This window comes from Rhodococcus sp. T9N (genome assembly GCF_024436645.1).
Classification (GTDB): domain Bacteria; phylum Actinomycetota; class Actinomycetes; order Mycobacteriales; family Mycobacteriaceae; genus Rhodococcus_F; species Rhodococcus_F qingshengii.
The window spans coordinates 57,365-76,815 of record NZ_JAMSKS010000011.1; the positions used below are offsets into that span (position 1 = coordinate 57,365).

The following is a 19,451-nucleotide window of genomic DNA, read 5'->3' on the forward strand; positions in this document are numbered from 1 at the left end:
CGAAAGTGATGTGACCGAGGTCACTCGGCGGGGAGGGGTTCCTTGACGACGAGGATCGGAGCCTCCACTTCGAGTAGGAGACGCTGCAGCGGGCGTTCGAGGAGGAACTTGCCGATGGGGGACATCCGGCGTGTTCCAACGATCAGGAGATCGACACCCGCGTCGTGGACCAGGTCGACGAGCGCGGTAACCGGATCGCCGTCGTGCTCGGTGGTGCGCAGATCCCACTTCGTCTCCGAGAATCCACCGGCGTCGAGCGCTGACTGGATCTCGCCGCGAAGAGCGGCCCGATCGTCCTCGGTGTCTCCGAGGTTGACCGTGCCTCCGATGTTGACGTCGTCCAGGACGTGCAGAACCAGCAGTTCCTCGCTTCGACCCACGGATTCCCGTGCGGCGGCCACGATTGCGGCGCGGCCTTCCGGGCTGTCCTTGTGTACGACGGCGATCGTCATGGTTCCTCCGAGTCGGTGAGCAGGTACGCACTCCATTATCGCCTGCAATGCTGTGCTCTACCTGAAATGAGCTACTCGACACGGGGGTTTGGGGGTGACGAGATCGCCACATCGGGGCGGCTAGGTGCTGCCTGTCACCACCGCGGCGGTGCCGCCCATCACCACGGCGAGGGTTTGTAGTCCTTGAGGAAGCAGCCGTGCAGGTCGACGCCCAGTTCACCCTGAACGATGGGGTCGTAGACGCGGGCGGCACCGTCGACGAGGTCGAGTGGTGCGTGAAAACCTTCGTCGGCCAACCGCATCTTGGTGAAGTGTGGGCGTTCGTCGGTGATCCAGCCGGTGTCGACGGCGGTCATGAGGATGCCGTCGTCGAGCATTTCCTTGGAGCTGGTGCGGGTCAGCATGTTCAGTGCTGCCTTGGCCATGTTGGTGTGCGGGTGGCCAGGGCCCTTGTACGCGCGACTGAACTGGCCTTCCATGGCGGAAACGTTCACGACGTACTTGCGTCGTGCAGCGGCCGCGGCCATCGACGGGCGCAAGCGCGAAACGAGAATGAAGGGCGCGACCGAGTTGCAGAGCTGGACTTCGAGAAGCTCGATTGGATCGACCTCTTCGACGGTCTGAACCCAGCTGTTGGTGTGCGCGAGGTCGGGCAGCAGCCCGCCCGCGTCGATGGCGATGCCCTGCTCGATGCGATCGGGTGACGCCGACTTGGCGACGAGGGCGAGTGAACTGACCGCGTCGGCGGACAGATTTCCGGAGGTGATGCTTGCGACGTCCGACAGCGATCCGGCCAGAGCCGCGGGGTGGGCGTCGCTCGTCTTGCCGAAAGTCAGGACATCAGGGAGTTCACCGGCGGGAAGCGCACCGGACTCGGCGTCGACCAGAGCGCCGTAGGCACCGGGGGAGCGTCGGACGGTTTGCGCGGCGTTGTTGATGAGGATGTCGAGTGGACCCTGTGCGGCAACGGAATCCGCGAGTGCAACAACCTGGGCGGGGTCGCGGAGGTCGATGCCGACGATGCGCAGACGGTGAATCCAGTCGTTGCTGTCTTCCATCGCTTTGAATCGGCGGATCGCGTCGTTGGGGAATCGCGTCGTGATGGTCAGATGTGCGCCGTCACGCAGCAGGCGCAACGCGATGTACATGCCGATCTTCGCGCGGCCGCCGGTCAGAAGTGCGCGTCGGCCGGTGAGATCAGTGCTGGCATCACGTTTGCTGCGGCTGGTGGCAGCGCAATCGGGGCACAGTTGGTGGTAGAAGGCGTCGACTGCGGTGTAGCGCTGCTTGCAGATGTAGCACGGCCGCGCCTTGATGAGCGTTCCGGCGGAGGCGCCGGCGGTGTTCGACTTGATCGGAATGCCTGCGGTCTCGTCGTCGATGCGATCCGGTGAACCGGTGGCAGTCGCAGCGACTACTTGGCGGTCGGCTTCGTTGACGGCTGCGCGCGAGGCGAGGCGACGCTTCTTCTTGAGCCGCTTGAACAGATGGCCGACAGCGCGCTGCATGGTGATCGAATCGGGATGCTCGTCGTCGAGTTCGGCGGCTTCGGAAAGGACCTTCAGGCAGATTTCGAGTTCCGCGGGGTCGAGGCCGGTGAGTTCGGCTCGAGCAGATTCTGAATCGGCTGTTTCCAGCGAATCTGCCTGCAGTGCATCCGACTTCTTGGTGTCTGTATCCACTTCGAACTTCTGTTCCATCTCGATCGCCGCTCGCGCGGACTGTTCCCTGGTGCGGGAACTTCGCCAATTACGAGAAAAGCTCCGGTTCGATGAACCGGAGCTTTTCCTGTCTGTCTCAACACAGAGTGTCCGAGGGGGGACTTGAACCCCCACGTCCGTTAATAGGACACTAGCACCTCAAGCTAGCGCGTCTGCCATTCCGCCACTCGGACTCGGCCCCGATTTCTCGGTGCTGGGAAAGAGTATCCGATTAGGTGAGCTGCCCCAAATCGCCAGGTTGCGGGGCATTCCGGTCGCCCGCGTCGTTTGATTCGATGGTAGGAAAGTGGAATGACCACAACCCCGAATAATCCGAATCCGAGCAGAGCCGAAGCAGAAGTAGTCGAACTGGTCAGTTCCCTCATCCGCTTCGACACCTCGAACACGGGAGAACTCGAAACCACCAAAGGCGAGCGTGCGTGCGCGGAGTGGGTTGCCGCGCAGCTTCAAGAAGTCGGTTACGAGACGGAATACGTCGAGTCCGGAGCACCCGGCCGAGGAAATGTCTTTGCTCGTTTGAAGGGAGCCGAGTCTGGTCGTGGTGCGTTGATGCTTCACGGTCACCTCGACGTAGTTCCGGCCGAGCCCGCCGACTGGAGCGTCCATCCCTTTGCCGGCACCGTCCAGGACGGTTACGTCTGGGGGCGCGGCGCCGTGGACATGAAGGACATGGTCGGGATGATCCTGGCCCTCGCCAGACAGTTCAAGGCGGAAGGCGTCGTACCGCCGCGTGATCTGGTGTTCGCCTTCGTGGCGGACGAGGAAGCTGGCGGAAAGTACGGATGCCAGTGGCTGGTCGAGCACCGCCCGGATCTGTTCGAGGGAGTGACCGAGGCCGTGGGTGAGGTCGGCGGTTTCTCGCTGACGGTTCCGCGGCCTGACGGAACCGACCGCCGGCTCTACCTCGTGGAGACTGCGGAAAAGGGCCTCGGTTGGATGCGTCTGACTGCCAAGGGACGCGCCGGACACGGCTCCTTCCTCCACGACGACAACGCAGTCGCGACACTCGCCGGCGCGGTCTCGAGGCTTGCTGCCCACCAGTTCCCGATCGTGATCTCGGATTCGGTCGCGGAGTTCCTGACCGCCGTCGGCGAGGAGACCGGATTGGACTTCGATCCGGGATCACCCGACATCGACGGGACTCTCGCGAAGTTGGGGACGATCGCCAACATCATCGGGGCGACGTTCCGTGACACGGCGAACCCGACGATGCTCAAGGCCGGATACAAGGCGAACGTCATTCCGCAGACTGCCGAGGCGGTCTTCGACTGCCGCGTGCTGCCGGGACGGCAGGCCGAATTCGAGCGCACGGTGGACCAACTGATCGGTCCCGACGTGACCCGCGAGTGGATCACCAAGCTGGATTCGTACGAAACAACGTTCGACGGCCACCTCGTAGACGCCATGAACGAGGCGATCCTCGCCCACGATCCGGAGGCTCGCACAGTTCCGTACATGCTCTCCGGCGGAACCGACGCGAAGGCATTCGCGAAACTGGGCATTCGCTGCTTCGGCTTCGCGCCGTTGCAGTTGCCGCCCGAGCTGGATTTCAGCGCGCTGTTCCACGGCGTCGACGAGCGAGTTCCGGTGGACGCACTACTGTTCGGGACACGTGTTCTGGAACATTTCCTGCTCAATTCCTGACGAGCACGTAGATAGATCCGTGAGCTCGACGCACATCGAGCTCTCTTGTCACAGAAAGGATTCGCATGGCGCACGATCCGTACGAACCATTGCCGAAGTTGCCGAGTTTCGAGCTGACCAGTGACGACATCACTGCGGGCCAGCCGCTGAAGCTTGCTCAGGCCAGTGGAGCCTTCGGTGTCCCCGGTGGCGAAGACATCTCACCGCAGCTCTCGTGGTCCGGCTTTCCAGCCGAGACGAAGAGCTTCGTCGTGACGGTGTTCGATCCGGACGCACCGACTGCGTCGGGGTTCTGGCACTGGGCCGTGGCGAACATCCCCGCTTCCGTCACCGAGCTCCCCGCCGGTGCCGGCGCGGCGGACAGCGATGTCCTGCCCGCCGGAACCGTCACCCTCAGCCACGACGGTGGCGGGTTCGGTTTCATCGGTGCAGGCCCGCCTCCCGGGCACGGTCCGCATCGCTACATCGTCGCGGTGCATGCCCTCGACGTGGAGACGCTCGACGGAGTCACCCCTGACTCGTCGCCGGCGTTCCTCGGTTTCAACGTGTTCCATCACGCGATTGCGCGTGCAACCCTGACCGGGACGTTCGAGGTCGAATAGTCACTTTGCTGTGCGCCGTTATTAAACCCCCGCGGGTAATAAAGGCGCACAGCAGTTTCTAGCGAGGGTTCTCAGCTCCCACAGCCTGGGCGATCGACGAGAAACCCGCTGCGCGGACCCGCTTGGCTATCCCCTTGTGGATGCTGCGAGCCCAGAACGGTCCGCCGTAGATGAAGCCGGTGTATCCCTGCACCAGTGTCGCGCCGGCGAGGATCCGTTCCCACGCCTGATCGGCCGTCTCGATACCGCCGACCGAGATGATGGTCATCTTGTCGCCCACTCGGACGTACAGGCGCCGAAGTACTTCGAGTGAGCGCTCGGCGACCGGTGCACCGGACAGCCCGCCTGCGCCGAGTGCAGCTACCTCGGCGTCCGGGGTCTTCAAACCGTCGCGACGGATCGTGGTGTTGGTCGCGACGATTCCGGCAAGCCCGAGTTCGATTGCCAGATCGGCGACCGCGTCGACGTCCTCGTCCGAGAGGTCGGGCGCGATCTTCACCAGTACCGGCACGCTGACGGTGTCGAGCACGGCCTGCAGGATCGGGCGCAGTGATTCGACGGCCTGCAGATCACGGAGTCCGGGCGTGTTCGGCGAGCTGACATTCACGACCATGAAGTCGGCCAGCGGACCCAGAAGCTGCGCGCTGGCGGTGTAGTCGGCAGCGGCGTCGGCGGCTTCGACGATCTTGGTCTTGCCGATGTTGGCACCGATCGGGACCGTGACGCGGCGCTGTCGCAGGAAATTCGCCGCGTGACCAGCGCCGTGGTTGTTGAAGCCCATCCGGTTGATCAAAGCGCGGTCGGCCGGAAGACGGAAGAGACGCGGCGCGGGGTTACCGGGCTGAGCCTGGGCCGTCACTGTTCCGACCTCGGCGAAACCGAATCCCAACGGGCCCCAGGCGTCGACGCCGGTGGCGTCCTTGTCGAATCCTGCGGCGAGGCCGAGAGGTGCCGGGAACGTCAGACCGAATGCCTGACTCCGCAGAACCGGGTCGTCGACGACAAGGACTTTTGCGACCAGCCAGCGAAGGGGAGCGAACCGTGTCACCAGTTTCATCGCGGTGAAGGCAATGTGGTGGATGCGTTCCGGTGGGACCCGGAACATCAGGCTCAGCAGCAGTTGGTACACGATTCTCCAGCTCTTCGATGGTGTGATTTTGTCAGCGGTTTCGACAGCGGCGGGCCCTGGTCGTCTGTTGGACGATCAGTGCTGAATGCCGTCCGGATCGGTCACGTGCAGCGGCGTCTTCTTTCGCTTGAGGAGCACGCGACGACTGCCGTCGGGGTAGAGACGGACTCGGGAGAGTTCCCATCCGCCGAACTCGGCGGAGATCGCCAGACGCATCGACGCCGTGACCCGCGAAACGTTCGGCGGTAGCCGGAGCGGCACGTAGTCGAACTTGTCGTCCGACGTCTCCCACTGCGCGGGGATCCCGCGCGTACGCTTTTCCATCAGTTCTCCCGTGACGGGATGACCTGCAGCCCGTCACCGGTTGCCGATCCGACGATCAGATTGCCGTTGGAAGAGTCTACGGCCAACGAATTCGGCTGTCGCACCGTCTTGAACCGTCCGGTCTCCACGGGGATGCCGGACGACAGATCGAAGCCGACCACTTCATTGGTCGCGGTCAGTGTCACCCACACCCGATCCGCGGCCTCGTCGTAGGCGACGGCGTACGGCGACTCGCCGACGGGGTAGCGCTGGTGCATCAGGAGCGGATCGGCAGTGAAGACGAGCAGTTCGTTGCCGGTGGTGTCGGTGACCAGAATGCGTCCGAAGCGATCGGTGGCCAGATGAGTTGCGCCCTCACCGGCGCGGAGAGCGACGCCGAGTTTGCCGTCTTCGAGGTTGATCGCCGTCAGCGAGGTCTGATGGTGATCGAGGGCGCTCAGGTTGTCGCCGGTGACCGCGAGTTCGTCGACGGATGCGAATCCCGAAACCGTCTGTGACTGATCGGTCTTCGGGTCGACGATGTGAACTGAACCATTGTCCGTGCCGATCGCGATGCGGCCGTCGTTGAGTTCGACCGCTGAATTCGCCTGCCCGTCGACCGGGATGGACATCTGTTCGCCCGAAGTCAGATTCAGCTTCACTACCTGGCGATCCATCGACAGAAGAGCGCTACCGTCAGAGCCGATCGAAACGTCGCGTACGTCGGAATCCAGGGCTGTTGGACGACCTGCAGAGGCGGGGTCGGCGCCGGCCAAACCGTCCGAAGGAACGACCAGCACCGAACGGGGGTCGTTGGCAACCACTACAGCGCTGCGCGTGATCGGGTCGAATGTGATGGAATCGATCAGACCTGAATACGGGTGAACCACGCCGTCCGGGGTACTGGTGGTGGCCGGTGAGACCGCTGCCGTTGCGGGATCGATCGTGATGAGGTCGTCTCCGCCATCTCCGGAAGAACATCCTGTGACCAGCAGAACCGCCGCCCCCATTGCTGCTGAAGTGGTGCGGATCCCTAGGCGAGCCATGTGTAGTTCCTCTTTTTCTTGTCATCTGTTCTTCACGCAGTGCGACTGTCATCGATCATCCCTGATCGCAGTCGGGCGCCGTTCATCGCGTCGAGGAACTACCGACCATTCCGCTCACACCCTTGACGCGATACCGTACGAACAGCGATTGCGGTTGACGCTGCAATCACCGAGGAGATCATTGTGATTCCCACAGAACCCACCGATTCCGGCGCGCAGTCGCCCGAACCGGCGCGGCCGGGCTTCGAGATCGAGGACCTCACCGTCGGCGCCCATGCACACGGTTTCGGCAGGTCCGACGGTCGAACTTTTGCGTTCCGCGTACGAAAGAGCATGCTGTTCGTCGAGGTATACGGCGAATACTGCGAGCACAGTGTGCCGACCCCTGCAGACGTTGTCGCCACCGCGGAGCGATCGGTGACCGACATCGATCTGACCGACGAGCGAAGCATCGCCGGTGTGGTCCGCGACGCAGTTCTGTCCACGGAGGCTGATTGGTCACAGCCGGGTCCCGGTGACGGAGTTCGCGAGGGCGACGGCCGCAGCCTGCCGACGGTGAGAGCCGTCCTGAACAGGCTGGGATCGATCATCGATTCTGTTCGGTGAATTCTCGGCGCGGGATGACCAGGGTTGCTCCGGTTGTCGGATGCGGGAACACCTCGACCGGATAACCGTAGACGCGGGTCAGAAGCTCTTCGTGCAACACCGATTCCGGGGGACCGTCAGCGGCGATGCGGCCGTTTTCGAGCACGACGATCCGATCCGCGTACGCCGCTGCCAACGCGAGGTCGTGCAAAACGACGACGACGGCATCGCCGTCCGCAGCGCGAGCGCGCGCCACGGACATCACCGCTTCCTGGTGTCCGAGGTCGAGAGCTGCAGTCGGCTCGTCCAGCAGGATGGTCGACGTTTCCTGTGCCAGTACCCGGGCCAGCGCGACCCGAGCTTGCTCGCCGCCGGACAGCACGGCGAACGGCCGATTGGCGAACCCCTCGACATCGCAGGTCTTCATCGCCGCGGTGATAGCAGCGCCGTCGCGGTCTTCTCGGCGAGTTCCGGTCCATGGCGCACGTCCCATACGAACCACCTGGCGAGCGCTGAACGAAAATCCGATGGTGTGTTTCTGGGGGAGCACCGCGCGTCGGCGCGCCATGTCGATCGGCGACCACTGAGTGAGGTCGGTGCCGTCAACGTCCACCCGCCCAGCGATGACGGGCTGATCACCGGCCAACGCCGCAAGAAGAGTCGACTTACCGGCGCCGTTCGGTCCGACGAGAACGACTAGCTCGCCTGCCCGGACTTCGATGGACACGCCTTCCAGAATCTGCCGACCACCGCGTTCGACTGTGATGTCGCGCGCCTCGAGGGTGACATCACCGACGGCTGGGCTCTTCGGTTCGGGGGTGACGCGGCCGAACAGTTCGCGCCAGTTTCTTACGAGGCTGCTCATGCCCACCCGCCCTGTTGCGCGCGCGTGCGTCGGAGAAGCCAGAAGAAGAAGGGGCCGCCCACCAGAGCGGTCAGCATTCCGAGGGGCAGGTCTGCGTTGTCGATCAGCGACCGCGAGCCCAGATCTGCGACAAGCAGAACCAGTGCGCCGGCGAGGGCGCTCGCCGGAATCAGCGCGCGGTGGCCGGGGCCGACGAGAATGCGCATCAGGTGCGGAACGACCAGGCCGACGAAGAGGATGATTCCCGTGAAGGCAACACTTGCGGAGACGAGGAGAGCGACGATCAGTACCGCGAACTGGCGCAGCCGTTCGACGTTGACGCCCAGGTGACGGGCCGCGTGTTCACCGAGCGCCAGCAGGTCGAGACGTGGGGCGATCATCATGGTCGCGGCGATCCCGACGACGGTCATCGGCGCCACGATCAGGACTGCGTTCCAGGAAGCGCCGTTGAGTGAGCCGAGTTGCCAGAACACGATCTGATCGCGAGCGGACGGGCTGGCGACGAAGGTGAAGAACGCGATGAGCCCGCCGGCGAACGCGTTGATCGCGACGCCCGTCAGCACCAACGTCACTACTTCGGTTCGGCCTTCGTGCCGAGCCAGCAGGTAGACCGCCGCGGTGGTGACCAGCCCGGCGACGAACGCAGCCGCAGCAACGGCCCAGCCGGCCACGAACGTTCCCCCGACGACGATGACAGCACTCGCGCCAACTGCCGCGCCCGCAGACACTCCGATCACTCCGGGTTCTGCGAGCGGATTGGAGAACACACCCTGCAGGAGCGCACCGGAACATCCCAGCGCCGCGCCGACACAGATGGCGAGCACGACGCGGGGGAATCGAACCTCCCACAAAGTCACTTCACCGCTGGGATGGGCGGGCATCGGACCGAGGTCGAGCCCGATGCGATGCAGGATGCTTCCCAAAACCTCGAGAGGCGACGTCGGAACTTGACCGATGCACGCCGACAGCACCGCGACGATCACCAGGGCGAGAGTCAAGCTGACCAGAACCGCACTCACCCGCGACCGCGACGCGGGGCCAGACGCCGACTTGTGGGCGCCCCCGACGTCGTGTGAATCCTCAGCTGCGGACACAGTCTTACCTGCTTCGGAACTACCTGTCTCTGTACTCACGAATCAGCACTCACGAATCTTTGCTCACGATCCACCGGGCTCGTAGATCGCTTCGGCGAGTGCCGCCATGACGCGTCCGGTGTTCGGCCCGAAGCTGAGCAGTACACCGTCCTCCATGTCGACTACTCGTTTGTTCTTTCCAGCCGGCGTCTGAGCGATGCCAGGGACCTTTTCAAGGCCGTCGATTCCGCCGATCGATGCCAATCCGTCCGTCATCATCAGCAGGGCGTCAGGCGCTGCGGCGATGAGCGCTTCGCTGGTGATGGGCACGAATTGTTGTGTGATGCCCGAGGCGGTTCCTGCATCGGTGGCGCCGAGTGCCTCGATCAAGGAATCTGCTCCGGACCCTTCACCGCCGATCATGGTGATGGCCGATCCGCGCATGTAGAGGAATGCGATTTTCAGTGGATCGCCCTCGGTGGGGACCAGGTCACGAGCTCCAGCGATTTCCGATTCGGTCCGATCGACCAGCGCCGCGCCCTGGGCGGGGACGCCGAGCGCGTCGGCGACGGCCTGGAGTTGTCCTGGCACACCCTCGAGTGTTCGGGTCGGATCTAAGAAGACGACGGGAACACCGGCGGCGCGCAACTGATCCTGGACGCTCTTGGGCCCGATACTGGTGTCGGTGAGAACAACGGTGGGATTGAGGTCGAGAATTGCCTCGGTGTTGAGCGATTGGCCGCCGACCGTGACAACCGGCACGTCCGCGACTGCGGGGAACTTGGCGGCGGTGTCGCGGCCGACGAGATTGTCACCGAGGCCGAGCGCCACCGTCGTCGTCGCGAGTGTCCCGTAGCGATCGGCCGCAACAATCCGGCTGTTGTCGGTGATGGTCACGTCGACGCCGTCGAAGCTCTTCACCGTCACGGGCAGTGTCGCGGTCGGGTTGTCGGACACGGGAACCGGGCTGGAATCTTCGAGTACCGCGGTCCTGGCACCCTGAGATGTCGTCGAAGTGTCGCTGGACCCGCAAGCCACCAGACCGAAACCGGCTGCTGCGACCAGAGCCGCCGCGGCCAAGCGCTTCATCATTTGACGAGGTAGCTCTCGATGTCGCCTTCGAGGTCGGCGAACAGGTCGCCGTTGAGGCGGTATGCCAGATTCACCTCGTCGATGAAACGCTGCTGTTCCTCGGCGGGAATCTGCAGTGCATCCAGATTCGAGCGGTAGTCGTCCTTGAAAGGCTTCGGCTTGGGGATGCCTTCGAAGATGTAGAAGCGAAGTCCGTCGGTCTCGAATCCGTAGGCGCGTTCGAGCATCCGGCGGATGATCTGTCCGCCCGAGAGATCGCCCATGTACCGAAGGTAGTGATGTGCGACGAAGCCGGCAGGCCAGTCGAACGCCACCTCCTTCAGGCGGGCGATGTAGCGCTCGGTTGCCGGCAGTGCCACGAGTTCGTCGCGCCAGTTCGGTCCGCCGAGGAACTCGAGATCGGCCTCGAGTGAAGCCACGCGCAACAGATCCTCGGACAGGAACGGGGCGACCAACTCGTTGTCGGCGTGTGTGCGGCCGGCCTCTTCGAGGCTCGTGTAGACGAGGTACGTCTGTCCCAGAAGTGCGGCGTAGCCAGCCGTGGTCAGCTCACCGCCGAGTAGTGCGCCTACGAATCGCGACTGCTCCGTCTTGCGGTGTGCTGCGTCCGTCTCGGTCTTGATTCGTTCGGAGAAGGCTGGGCCTGCGTCTGCGGAAAGGCTGTCTACGTCGAGCGTGGTCATTGATTCTCCTGAGGCTGTAGTCAAGCGTTGCCTACTAGGTTAGCCTGCCCTCGCCAACACGATACCTCCGGTATTTCGATCAGCGGGACAGATCAAGCGCTCACATCGTCGAGAGCCGCGGCAATCGCTTTCGGAAGTTCCAATTCTTCGGTTGCCAGTACTCCTGTCAACTGGGCGAGATCACGCGTGCCGACGACGGCGCTGGCCACCCCGGCGCGATCGCGCGCCCAGGCCAGTGCCACCGCCAGTGGGGAAGTACCCAGACCGTCGGCAGCGGTAACGACTGCGTCGACCACCCGGATCGAGGAATCGGTCAGATAGCTCTGCACATCCTGCGAATGTGCTTCGTCGGCGCCGCGGGAATCGACTGGAATGCCGTCGCGGTACTTGCCGGTCAGCACACCGCCCGCGAGGGGTACTGCGGCGAACACTCCGACGCCGTGATGGGCCGCCGCTGCGAACAATTCTTCCTCGACGCCGCGTGCGAGCAACGAGTACTCGGCCTGCGTCGCGGCGAGTGTTGTTGCGCCACCGGCTCCTACGGCCGTCGCGAGCTGCCAGCCGAGGTAGCCGCGAACTCCGACGTACCGCACCTTGCCGCTCGAGACGGCGTAGTCGAGGGTTGCTGCAACCTCGTCGACAGGCGTGAGCGGATCCCAGGTTGCGACCTGCCACATGTCGAGGAAGTCGGTTCCGAGTTCACGAAGAGTCGCGTCGAGCTGGCGGAGCAATCCGCGCCGCGAGCAGTCGACGCGGTCGGTGCCGATCGGTGTGGGGTCGATGCCGGCGCTCGAGCTGATGATGAGTTCGTCACGTGGAACGACGTCGTCGAGCAACTCGGCGAGGATTCGTTGCGCCGCACCGGCGCCGTAGGCGGGCGAGGTGTCGACCAGGGTTCCGTCGGCCTCGGCGAACGCGAGTAGCTGCGCAGCAGCCTCGTCGCCGTCCGTGTCGCGTCCCCATGTCAGTGTGCCGAGCCCAAGTCGCGAGACCCGAAGTCCGCTCGTTCCGACAGATCTGTGCTTCATAACCGCCTGCATCTCGCGCCCGACTCGTGTGCGCAAGTGCGGCACCCGAGAGATCTCACCACGTGCAGACTAGTAGGCGCTCGCCTCGAGTCGGGGTATTCGGACACGGACGTGCCGGGCGCGGCGCGGCGCCGTGGGCCCCGGTAGCGTGGCGCCGGTGAAACGTGAACCCGACACACGAAACCTGTGTGCAGTAACCCCATTCGAATCAGCCGGGATCGGTGAGTGATGGGCGAAGCGATGACCTGGCTCCAGGCCGTGATCCTGGGCCTCGTGCAGGGCTTGACCGAGTTCCTGCCCATCTCGTCTTCCGGACATTTGCGAATCGTGTCGGAGATATTCTTCGGCAGTGACGCCGGCGCGTCGTTCACCGCGGTGACGCAGCTCGGCACCGAGTTGGCGGTCCTGATCTACTTCGCACGCGACATCGTGAGGATCATCACTGCCTGGTTCCGAGGTGTGTTCAATGCCGAGCACCGGGGCGATCTCGATTACCGGATGGGCTGGTACGTCATCATCGGCACCATCCCGGTCGGCATCCTCGGGTTCTTCTTCAAAGACCAGATCCGTACCGGCGCACGCAATCTGTGGCTGATTGCCACGATGCTGATCGTGTTCGCGCTCGTCATCGCTGCTGCCGAGTACTACGGACGCAAGACGCGCCCGATCGAATCGCTCACAGCGCGCGACGGCATCATCATGGGTTCGGCTCAGGCGCTCGCGCTCATCCCGGGTGTCTCACGTTCGGGTGGCACGATCAGTGCCGGCCTTTTCCTCGGACTCACCCGTGAGGCCGCAGCCCGTTACTCGTTCCTGTTGGCGATTCCGGCAGTTCTCGCCTCCGGTTTGTTCAGCCTCCCGGATGCCTTCGAGCCGGCCGGTGAGGGTCTGAACGCGAGCGGTCCGCAGTTGCTGGTGGCAACCGTCATCGCCTTCGCGGTCGGTTACGCAGCGATCGCCTGGCTGCTTCGATTTGTTGTCGATCACTCCATGTACTGGTTCGTCGGATACAGAATCGCTCTCGGCGTAGTCGTCCTTGCGTTGCTGGCCACAGGGGTCGTGTCCGCGACATAGGGCCCGTTTCGACGTCGACCACCCGTCCGTGCGGCCACCGCCCCATTAGGGTTGTGGAATGACAGTTGTCCTACTGCGGCACGGGCGGTCGACGTCCAACACTGCCCATACCCTGGCCGGTCGAACGCCGGGTGTGGAACTCGACGACCACGGCCGGAAACAGGCCGAAGGCGTCGTCGATCGGCTGGTCGGTCTGGACATCGCGGAGATCGTCCGCTCGCCGCTGTTGCGGTGTGAGCAGACGGTCGGCCCCATTGCCGTCGACCGTGGTCTGACGCCGGTGGTCGAGGATCGCCTCATCGAGGTCGATTACGGCGACTGGACGGGTCGCCCGCTCAAGGAACTCTTGGAAGAACCGCTCTGGAAAGTGGTGCAGCGCCACGCTTCCGGTGCAGTGTTTCCCGGCGGTGAAGGGCTGGCCCAGGTACAGGCGCGAGCCGTTGCCGCGATCCGAGAGCACGACGCACGGCTGGCCGAAGAACACGGCAAGGACGTCGTCTGGATCGCGTGCACGCACGGTGACGTCATCAAATCGGTTCTCGCCGACGCGTTTGCGATGCATCTCGATTCGTTCCAGCGCATCGTCGCCGAGCCCGCCTCGGTCAGTGTGATTCGCTACACGGCGACACTGCCGTTCGTTCTTCGCGTCAACGACACCGGAGACGTGCTCGCCGCGATCGGTGCAGCGAAGGCCGCGACCAACGGTTCGGCTCCCGCGCAGGAGTCCGTCCCCGGCGGAGAGGTCGGTGCGTGAGCTGTGACGGATAATGGGTATTCAGTGATGTTCTGCTCGAACTCGAGGAGGTGCAATGTCGCGCGCGATTCACGTATTTCGCACTCCTGACCGATTTGTCGCAGGAACGGTGGGCGAACCCGGTGACAGGTCTTTCTATCTCCAGGCCGTGCACGAATCACGGGTGGTGAGTGTGCTGCTCGAGAAGCAGCAGGTTCAGGTTCTCGCCGATCGCATGGGCTTACTCCTCGAAGAGGTGCATCGACGCTTCGGAACCGAGGTTCCGCCACAAGCCGACGACGTCTCCGACCTCAGCCCGCTGGTCACACCACTCGACGCGGAGTTCCGGGTCGGCACGATGGGGCTCGGTTGGGACGCCGATGCCGGGGCGGTCGTCGTGGAGCTGCTTGCCGTCAGCGAGACGGAGTTCGACGAATCGGTTGTCCTCGACGACGCCGACGACGGTCCGGACGCAGTCCGTGTGTTCCTGACTCCGGAGCAAGCGCGCGAGTTTTCGCTGCGGTCCGAACGCGTCATCGCGGCGGGACGCGCGCCGTGCCCGCTGTGTGGTGAACCGTTGGCGCCCGAGGGGCACGTCTGCATCCGCACCAATGGGTACCGACGCGGCGAGTCCTTCGGTTTCGCGATCGACGACGCAGACGACGACGAGGTCTGACGTCGTGTCCGAACCTGGTGTGCCGGACGTGCTGCTCGAGGGTGATCTGACTCTGATCGGTCAGATCACCACGGCGAGCAACGCCACGCTGGTATGTGAGTCAACTCTGGGGGAGAAGTCCACCCGCGTGGTCTACAAGCCGGTCCGGGGTGAACGCCCACTGTGGGATTTCCCGGACGGCACTCTGGCGGGGCGTGAGGTCGCGTCGTACCGCGTGTCCGAGGCGCTGGGTTGGGGAGTGATTCCGCGAACAGTGTTGCGGGACGGCCCTTTCGGTCCAGGCATGGTGCAGCGATGGATCGACACCGTCGATCGCCGCGCGGATGGATCTGGTGGACTCGAGATGGTGGACCTGTGCAGTCCCGGCAACGTTCCGCCGGGGTGGTTCGAGGTCCTGCAGGCCTTCGACTCGGAGGGTGAACCAGTCTCTCTGATCCATGCGGACGATCCACGGCTGCAGCGAATGGCCGTTCTGGACGTCCTCATCAACAATGCCGACCGTAAAGGTGGTCACGCCCTCGAGGGCGTCGACGGCTCGGTGTACGGCGTTGATCACGGAATCTGTCTTCACTCGGAGAACAAGCTGCGGACGGTGTTGTGGGGGTGGGCCGGGCAGCCCGTACCCGGTGCTTTGATCGCCGACGTCGCCGAATTCGCGACAACTCTCGACGGGGATCTCGGCGACGAGTTGTCCGAACTGATCACCGAGGAAGAGATCGTGGCTTTGGCGGTGCGGGCGATGCAGTTCGCCGAGTCCGCGGTGATGCCTGAGCCGAACGGCCATCGAACGATTCCCTGGCCGGCCTTCTAGTCGCGAGACGTTTCCTGCTGTTCGCGAGTTGCCGTCTTCAATCCGGGTGAGCGAACCAATCGCAGTAGTTGTTCGCGCAGCGCGGCGACATCCCCGACGCCGACGGTCAACGCCGCATCTTCCTTCTCGAGCGTCAGTAGTCGCTCGTACGTCAGTCTTCCGGCGTCGGTTATCGCGATCACGCGCCGACGCTCGTCCCTCGGATCGGTGTCACGAGTGACGTAACCCGCTCGTTCGAGACGGTCGATCGTGCGGCTCATCGTCTGATCGGTGACTCGGGCGTTCTTCGCGATGTCGCGTTGAGACGCTGCCCCACCGGCGATCGAGTGGAGCACGATCAGGCCCGCGTGCGTCATGTCCTGAGACCGCAAGACCTTCTCCCACGAGTGCTCCACCAGGCGTGCAGCGGTGGACAACAGCCGGCCGGTGGGCCAGTCGTCCAGGCCGTCGCTGCTCATTTTTCTGCCTTCCGTTTGCAATTACTCAGCATGCTGAACAAAATAGTCGGCAAGTCCTCTGCTGCCGATCCCTGGAGACCCAGTGAGCACACCAGTACAAAATCGTCCTGTTCGTCGCCTTCGATGGATTGTGCCAGCTCTCCTCGTGATCGGCTGGCTGGCAATCGGAGGATTCGGCGGTCCGTTCGCCGGAAAGCTCAGCACGGTGCAGCAGAACGACAACACGTCGTTCCTGCCCGCGTCGGCCGAAGCGACCGAGGTGGCAAAGCTTCAAGAGAGCTTCACGGACACGCGCTTCGTGCCGGCCATCATCGTGGCGGAACGACCGGGTGGCCTCGAGCCCGCCGACTCCACCTTCCTGTCCCAGACCGTCGATTCGTTCGTCGGTACCGAAGGATTCGGCGACGCCTCATCGCCGCCGATCCCGTCGGCCGACGGCCAGGCACTCCAGATGTTCCTGCCGGTCGACAGCACCCTCGAAGTCAAGGACAGCGTGAAAGCGCTGCGCGCGGCGCTGGAGTCGAGCCCTGACGGACTGACGGTCAAGGTCACCGGCCCCGCTGGGCAGGTTGCGGATCTGTCGGCAGCATTCGCCGGTATCGACGGATTGCTGTTGTTGGTAGCCGGATCCGTCGTGATCGTGATCCTGATCATCGTCTACCGAAGCCCGATCCTGCCGTTCGTGGTGATCTTCTCGGCGATCTTCGCACTCGGATTGTCGAGCTTGCTCGTGTATCTGCTCGCGGACGCGGACGTCATCGCACTGAACGGTCAGAGCCAGGGCATCCTGTTCATCCTCGTGTTCGGTGCCGCCACCGACTACGCGCTACTGCTGGTCTCTCGCTACCGGGAAGAGTTGCGGATCGAGAAGGACAAGTACGCAGCAATGCGCACTGCGTGGCGCGCGACGCTCGAACCTGTCGCAGCGTCTGCAGGAACGGTCATCGCGGGCGTTCTGTGCCTGTTGCTCTCCGACCTGAACTCGAACCGCGGACTCGGTCCGGTGGCCGCCATCGGTATCGCCGCGTCCTTCCTCGCATCGATGACCTTCCTACCTGCTGTCCTGGTTCTGTTCGGGAGGACGGCGTACTGGCCGACCAAGCCGAAGTTCGATGCCGACCGCGAGCACCACGACGAGGCGAACGATCACCGGTTCTGGGCCGGGCTCGCTGCTCGAATCGGTAGGCATCCGCGCCGCTTCTGGGTGGCGTCGACGCTGGTGCTGGTGATCTTCGCGATGATGATGCCGCAGTTCAAAGCCAGCGGTGTCTCGTCGTCCGACATCTTCTTGCTCGATGTCGATTCGGTTGCAGGCCAGGAGATTCTCGGCGAGCACTTCGACGCGGGTTCGGGTTCACCGGCCGTGGTCATCGCGAATGCAGACCAAGTGGATGCCGTTGCGGCAGCCAGTCGCGTGGAGGGTGTCAGCGACGTGAGCGTCGTGCAGAACGGGGGAGCGCCTCTGGTTGTCGACGGGCGAGTCTCCCTGCAGGCGACGTTGACTGACGCTGCCGACTCGCTCGAGGCCGAAGACACCATCGTGCGACTGCGTGATGCAGTTCACTCAGTGGAGGGCGCCGACGCATTGGTCGGTGGCGTCACTGCGACCGACCTCGACACGAAGACCACCTCGACACGGGACCGGACACTCATCATTCCCGTGGTGATCATCGTGGTGTTCGTGATTCTCTCGCTCTTGCTGCGTTCGCTTCTCGCACCGCTGCTTCTCATGGGCACCGTTGTGCTCTCGTTTGCTGCGACACTGGGCATTTCGTCGCTGGTGTTCGACCACATCTTCGGTTTCCCCGGCGCGGATCCGGTGGTCCCGCTCTTTGCGTTCGTGTTCCTCGTGGCTCTGGGAATCGACTACAACATCTTCCTCATGACGAGGGTGCGTGAGGAAGCGCTGAAGATCGGCACCAGGGCGGGCGCTCTGCGGGGACTCACGGTGACCGGCGGGGTGATCACATCTGCCGGAGTTGTTCTGGCAGCAACCTTCTCGGCGTTGGCGGTGATCCCGCTGTTGTTCCTCGCCCAGATCGCGTTCATCGTGGCGTTCGGTGTCCTGCTCGACGCTCTGATCGTCCGATCCTTGCTGGTCCCGGCCTTGACCTACGACATCGGTCAGAAGATCTGGTGGCCGAGCAAGCTCGCGTCGACGCCCGAACCAGAGCAGGATCAGCCAGCACCTTCCCAGCCTCAGAGCAGTCTCCACTAGGCTCGGCAGCATGCAGTCTTGGTCCGATACCGCACTCCCGTCCGTTCCCGGTCAGGGGCCGCCGTTGCGGCTGTACGACACAGCCGACCGTCAGGTTCGCCCCGTCACCCCGGGCGAGAAGGCGACGATGTACGTCTGCGGCATCACCCCGTACGACGCCACCCACCTCGGCCACGCGGCCACGTACCTCACGTTCGACCTCGTGAACCGCATCTGGCGCGACGCCGGACACGATGTCCACTACGTCCAGAACGTGACCGACGTGGACGACCCGCTGTTCGAGCGAGCCAATCGCGACGGCGAGGACTGGATCGTCCTCGGCATGCGTGAGACGGCACTCTTCCGCGAGGACATGGAAGCGCTGCGTGTGCTTCCGCCGAAGGACTACATCGGCGCCGTCGAATCGGTGAACGAAGTAGTCGAGTTGGTGGAGAAGTTCGTGGCGTCCGGCGCCGCGTACATCGTCGACGACGCGGAGTTCCCCGACGTCTACTTCCGTGCCGACGCGACCGAGCAGTTCGGCTACGAGTCGGGCTACGACCGCGCGACGATGGAGAAGTTCTTTGCCGAACGCGGCGGAGATCCCGATCGCGTCGGAAAGCGCAATCCTCTCGACGCACTTGTCTGGCGTGCGGAGCGTCCGGGCGAGCCCTCGTGGCCCTCACCCTTCGGGCCGGGGCGCCCCGGCTGGCACATCGAATGCGCGGCCATTGCACTCAACCGCATCGGCTCCGGCTTCGACGTCCAGGGCGGTGGCAGCGATCTGATCTTCCCGCACCACGAGTTCTCGGCGGCGCATGCCGAATCGGCAACGGGTGATCGCCGTTTCGCGCGGCACTACGTGCACACCGGCATGATCGGTCTCGACGGCGAGAAGATGTCGAAGAGTCGCGGAAACCTGGTCTTCGTTTCCAAGCTGCGCGGTGAGGGGGTGGACCCAGCGGCAATCCGTCTCGGACTGCTGTCCGGCCACTACCGCCAGGATCGCGCGTGGACTGATCAGGTCCTCGCGGATGCTCAGTCGCGCCTGAAGGTGTGGCGCGAGGCCGCGGCTCTCGGTTCTGCGCCGTCTGCCACCGACACTGTTGCGCGTTTGCGTCAGCACCTGGCCGACGATCTCGACACCCCGAAGGCGCTCGACGCGCTCGACGGTTGGGCCCGCCGCGCCATCGAGGGCGGCGGATCCGACACGCAGGCACCCGGCGAGTTCGCCGATGCCGTCGACGCCCTACTGGGTATTTCGCTTCGCTGAACCCCT

20 protein-coding genes and 1 tRNA gene are annotated in these 19,451 nt (G+C 64.0%); 9 read left to right on the plus strand and 12 right to left on the minus strand.

Going from position 1 to position 19,451, the window contains the following annotated elements:
- Nucleotides 1-20: 20 nt before the first annotated feature.
- The 3 genes from M1L53_RS18600 to M1L53_RS18610 all read right to left on the minus strand — a co-directional run bounded on the left by M1L53_RS18600 (nt 21) and on the right by M1L53_RS18610 (nt 2,346).
- Nucleotides 21-452, minus strand: coding sequence for a universal stress protein (locus M1L53_RS18600; RefSeq protein WP_003946198.1), 432 nt, complete (start codon nt 450-452; stop codon nt 21-23).
- 158 nt (nt 453-610) lie between these two features.
- Nucleotides 611-2,152 carry an SDR family NAD(P)-dependent oxidoreductase gene (locus M1L53_RS18605; RefSeq protein WP_074447104.1) on the minus strand — a complete coding sequence of 514 codons (1,542 nt, stop codon included), beginning with the start codon at nt 2,150-2,152 and terminating at the stop codon, nt 611-613.
- Nucleotides 2,153-2,260: 108 nt separating this feature from the next.
- Nucleotides 2,261-2,346: transfer RNA gene (locus M1L53_RS18610), tRNA-Leu, on the minus strand.
- A 118-nt stretch (nt 2,347-2,464) separates the two neighbouring features.
- Between M1L53_RS18610 and M1L53_RS18615 the strand changes: the two genes are divergently transcribed.
- Both M1L53_RS18615 and M1L53_RS18620 read left to right on the plus strand, forming a co-directional pair.
- On the plus strand, nt 2,465-3,817 hold the full coding sequence (locus M1L53_RS18615; RefSeq protein WP_003946170.1) for a M20/M25/M40 family metallo-hydrolase: 1,353 nt from the start codon (nt 2,465-2,467) through the stop codon (nt 3,815-3,817).
- A 65-nt stretch (nt 3,818-3,882) separates the two neighbouring features.
- The gene (locus M1L53_RS18620) at nt 3,883-4,419 is read left to right on the plus strand and encodes a YbhB/YbcL family Raf kinase inhibitor-like protein (RefSeq protein ID WP_054187383.1); all 537 of its coding nucleotides are present in this window, start codon (nt 3,883-3,885) and stop codon (nt 4,417-4,419) included.
- A 58-nt stretch (nt 4,420-4,477) separates the two neighbouring features.
- On the opposite strand, the gene M1L53_RS18625 is transcribed toward M1L53_RS18620, so the two are convergent.
- The 3 genes from M1L53_RS18625 to M1L53_RS18635 form a co-directional block, all read right to left on the minus strand.
- Complete coding sequence (locus M1L53_RS18625; RefSeq protein WP_054187384.1) at nt 4,478-5,548, minus strand: quinone-dependent dihydroorotate dehydrogenase; 1,071 nt, start codon at nt 5,546-5,548, stop codon at nt 4,478-4,480.
- A gap of 75 nt (nt 5,549-5,623) precedes the next feature.
- Nucleotides 5,624-5,872 carry a DUF5703 family protein gene (locus tag M1L53_RS18630; RefSeq protein ID WP_003946171.1) on the minus strand — a complete coding sequence of 83 codons (249 nt, stop codon included), beginning with the start codon at nt 5,870-5,872 and terminating at the stop codon, nt 5,624-5,626.
- On the minus strand, nt 5,872-6,897 hold the full coding sequence (locus M1L53_RS18635; protein ID WP_054187385.1) for a YncE family protein: 1,026 nt from the start codon (nt 6,895-6,897) through the stop codon (nt 5,872-5,874). The genes M1L53_RS18630 and M1L53_RS18635 overlap by 1 nt, the downstream gene beginning before the upstream one ends.
- 183 nt (nt 6,898-7,080) lie before the next feature.
- On the opposite strand from M1L53_RS18635, the gene M1L53_RS18640 reads away from it, so the two are divergent.
- Nucleotides 7,081-7,503, plus strand: a complete 423-nt coding sequence (locus tag M1L53_RS18640) for a hypothetical protein (protein WP_007733387.1) — start codon at nt 7,081-7,083, stop codon at nt 7,501-7,503.
- Here the strand turns inward: M1L53_RS18640 and M1L53_RS18645 are convergent.
- The 5 genes from M1L53_RS18645 to M1L53_RS18665 form a co-directional block, all read right to left on the minus strand.
- Entirely contained in the window at nt 7,484-8,347 is an 864-nt protein-coding gene (locus M1L53_RS18645) for a heme ABC transporter ATP-binding protein (protein WP_007733386.1), read from the minus strand. The two genes, M1L53_RS18640 and M1L53_RS18645, sit on opposite strands and share 20 nt — an antisense overlap.
- On the minus strand, nt 8,344-9,441 hold the full coding sequence (locus M1L53_RS18650) for an iron ABC transporter permease (RefSeq protein WP_054187386.1): 1,098 nt from the start codon (nt 9,439-9,441) through the stop codon (nt 8,344-8,346). Before M1L53_RS18650 ends, M1L53_RS18645 begins: the two co-directional genes overlap by 4 nt.
- Nucleotides 9,442-9,504: 63 nt before the next feature.
- Nucleotides 9,505-10,512 carry a hemin ABC transporter substrate-binding protein gene (locus M1L53_RS18655; RefSeq protein WP_054187387.1) on the minus strand — a complete coding sequence of 336 codons (1,008 nt, stop codon included), beginning with the start codon at nt 10,510-10,512 and terminating at the stop codon, nt 9,505-9,507.
- The gene (locus M1L53_RS18660; RefSeq protein ID WP_054187388.1) at nt 10,509-11,195 is read right to left on the minus strand and encodes a heme oxygenase (biliverdin-producing); all 687 of its coding nucleotides are present in this window, start codon (nt 11,193-11,195) and stop codon (nt 10,509-10,511) included. Before M1L53_RS18660 ends, M1L53_RS18655 begins: the two co-directional genes overlap by 4 nt.
- A gap of 92 nt (nt 11,196-11,287) precedes the next feature.
- Nucleotides 11,288-12,223, minus strand: coding sequence for an aldo/keto reductase (locus M1L53_RS18665; RefSeq protein ID WP_054187389.1), 936 nt, complete (start codon nt 12,221-12,223; stop codon nt 11,288-11,290).
- A 228-nt stretch (nt 12,224-12,451) separates the two neighbouring features.
- Here M1L53_RS18665 and M1L53_RS18670 point away from each other — a divergent pair, with 228 nt between their 5' ends.
- From M1L53_RS18670 to M1L53_RS18685, 4 genes are read left to right on the plus strand one after another with little or no spacing between them, the layout of a single operon-like run.
- Nucleotides 12,452-13,297 carry an undecaprenyl-diphosphate phosphatase gene (locus M1L53_RS18670; protein WP_030537531.1) on the plus strand — a complete coding sequence of 282 codons (846 nt, stop codon included), beginning with the start codon at nt 12,452-12,454 and terminating at the stop codon, nt 13,295-13,297.
- Between the two features lie 58 nt (nt 13,298-13,355).
- Nucleotides 13,356-14,051: a histidine phosphatase family protein gene (locus M1L53_RS18675; RefSeq protein ID WP_003946173.1), complete on the plus strand. Its 696-nt coding sequence runs from the start codon at nt 13,356-13,358 to the stop codon at nt 14,049-14,051.
- A 55-nt stretch (nt 14,052-14,106) separates the two neighbouring features.
- Nucleotides 14,107-14,706: a DUF3090 domain-containing protein gene (locus M1L53_RS18680; RefSeq protein WP_003946200.1), complete on the plus strand. Its 600-nt coding sequence runs from the start codon at nt 14,107-14,109 to the stop codon at nt 14,704-14,706.
- Nucleotides 14,707-14,710: 4 nt separating this feature from the next.
- Nucleotides 14,711-15,517, plus strand: coding sequence for an SCO1664 family protein (locus M1L53_RS18685; RefSeq protein WP_030537533.1), 807 nt, complete (start codon nt 14,711-14,713; stop codon nt 15,515-15,517).
- Here the strand turns inward: M1L53_RS18685 and M1L53_RS18690 are convergent.
- On the minus strand, nt 15,514-15,975 hold the full coding sequence (locus M1L53_RS18690; RefSeq protein WP_003946187.1) for a MarR family winged helix-turn-helix transcriptional regulator: 462 nt from the start codon (nt 15,973-15,975) through the stop codon (nt 15,514-15,516). The two genes, M1L53_RS18685 and M1L53_RS18690, sit on opposite strands and share 4 nt — an antisense overlap.
- Nucleotides 15,976-16,102: 127 nt before the next feature.
- Here M1L53_RS18690 and M1L53_RS18695 point away from each other — a divergent pair, with 127 nt between their 5' ends.
- Both M1L53_RS18695 and mshC read left to right on the plus strand, forming a co-directional pair.
- Nucleotides 16,103-18,193, plus strand: a complete 2,091-nt coding sequence (locus tag M1L53_RS18695) for an MMPL family transporter (protein WP_225320402.1) — start codon at nt 16,103-16,105, stop codon at nt 18,191-18,193.
- Nucleotides 18,194-18,203: 10 nt separating this feature from the next.
- Nucleotides 18,204-19,445: a cysteine--1-D-myo-inosityl 2-amino-2-deoxy-alpha-D-glucopyranoside ligase gene (gene mshC, locus M1L53_RS18700; RefSeq protein ID WP_003946190.1), complete on the plus strand. Its 1,242-nt coding sequence runs from the start codon at nt 18,204-18,206 to the stop codon at nt 19,443-19,445.
- Nucleotides 19,446-19,451 lie beyond the last annotated feature (6 nt).

What these genes read in the sequence shown, in the direction of transcription:
- M1L53_RS18600 (WP_003946198.1), bottom strand. Translation starts at nt 452, where the DNA reads ATGACGATCGCCGTCGTACACAAGGACAGCCCGGAAGGCCGCGCCGCA.
- M1L53_RS18605 (WP_074447104.1), bottom strand. Translation starts at nt 2,152, where the DNA reads ATGGAACAGAAGTTCGAAGTGGATACAGACACCAAGAAGTCGGATGCA.
- M1L53_RS18615 (WP_003946170.1), top strand. Translation starts at nt 2,465, where the DNA reads ATGACCACAACCCCGAATAATCCGAATCCGAGCAGAGCCGAAGCAGAA.
- M1L53_RS18620 (WP_054187383.1), top strand. Translation starts at nt 3,883, where the DNA reads ATGGCGCACGATCCGTACGAACCATTGCCGAAGTTGCCGAGTTTCGAG.
- M1L53_RS18630 (WP_003946171.1), bottom strand. Translation starts at nt 5,872, where the DNA reads ATGGAAAAGCGTACGCGCGGGATCCCCGCGCAGTGGGAGACGTCGGAC.
- M1L53_RS18635 (WP_054187385.1), bottom strand. Translation starts at nt 6,897, where the DNA reads ATGGCTCGCCTAGGGATCCGCACCACTTCAGCAGCAATGGGGGCGGCG.
- M1L53_RS18645 (WP_007733386.1), bottom strand. Translation starts at nt 8,347, where the DNA reads ATGAGCAGCCTCGTAAGAAACTGGCGCGAACTGTTCGGCCGCGTCACC.
- M1L53_RS18655 (WP_054187387.1), bottom strand. Translation starts at nt 10,512, where the DNA reads ATGATGAAGCGCTTGGCCGCGGCGGCTCTGGTCGCAGCAGCCGGTTTC.
- M1L53_RS18660 (WP_054187388.1), bottom strand. Translation starts at nt 11,195, where the DNA reads ATGACCACGCTCGACGTAGACAGCCTTTCCGCAGACGCAGGCCCAGCC.
- M1L53_RS18665 (WP_054187389.1), bottom strand. Translation starts at nt 12,223, where the DNA reads ATGAAGCACAGATCTGTCGGAACGAGCGGACTTCGGGTCTCGCGACTT.
- M1L53_RS18670 (WP_030537531.1), top strand. Translation starts at nt 12,452, where the DNA reads ATGGGCGAAGCGATGACCTGGCTCCAGGCCGTGATCCTGGGCCTCGTG.
- M1L53_RS18675 (WP_003946173.1), top strand. Translation starts at nt 13,356, where the DNA reads ATGACAGTTGTCCTACTGCGGCACGGGCGGTCGACGTCCAACACTGCC.
- M1L53_RS18680 (WP_003946200.1), top strand. Translation starts at nt 14,107, where the DNA reads ATGTCGCGCGCGATTCACGTATTTCGCACTCCTGACCGATTTGTCGCA.
- M1L53_RS18690 (WP_003946187.1), bottom strand. Translation starts at nt 15,975, where the DNA reads ATGAGCAGCGACGGCCTGGACGACTGGCCCACCGGCCGGCTGTTGTCC.
- mshC (WP_003946190.1), top strand. Translation starts at nt 18,204, where the DNA reads ATGCAGTCTTGGTCCGATACCGCACTCCCGTCCGTTCCCGGTCAGGGG.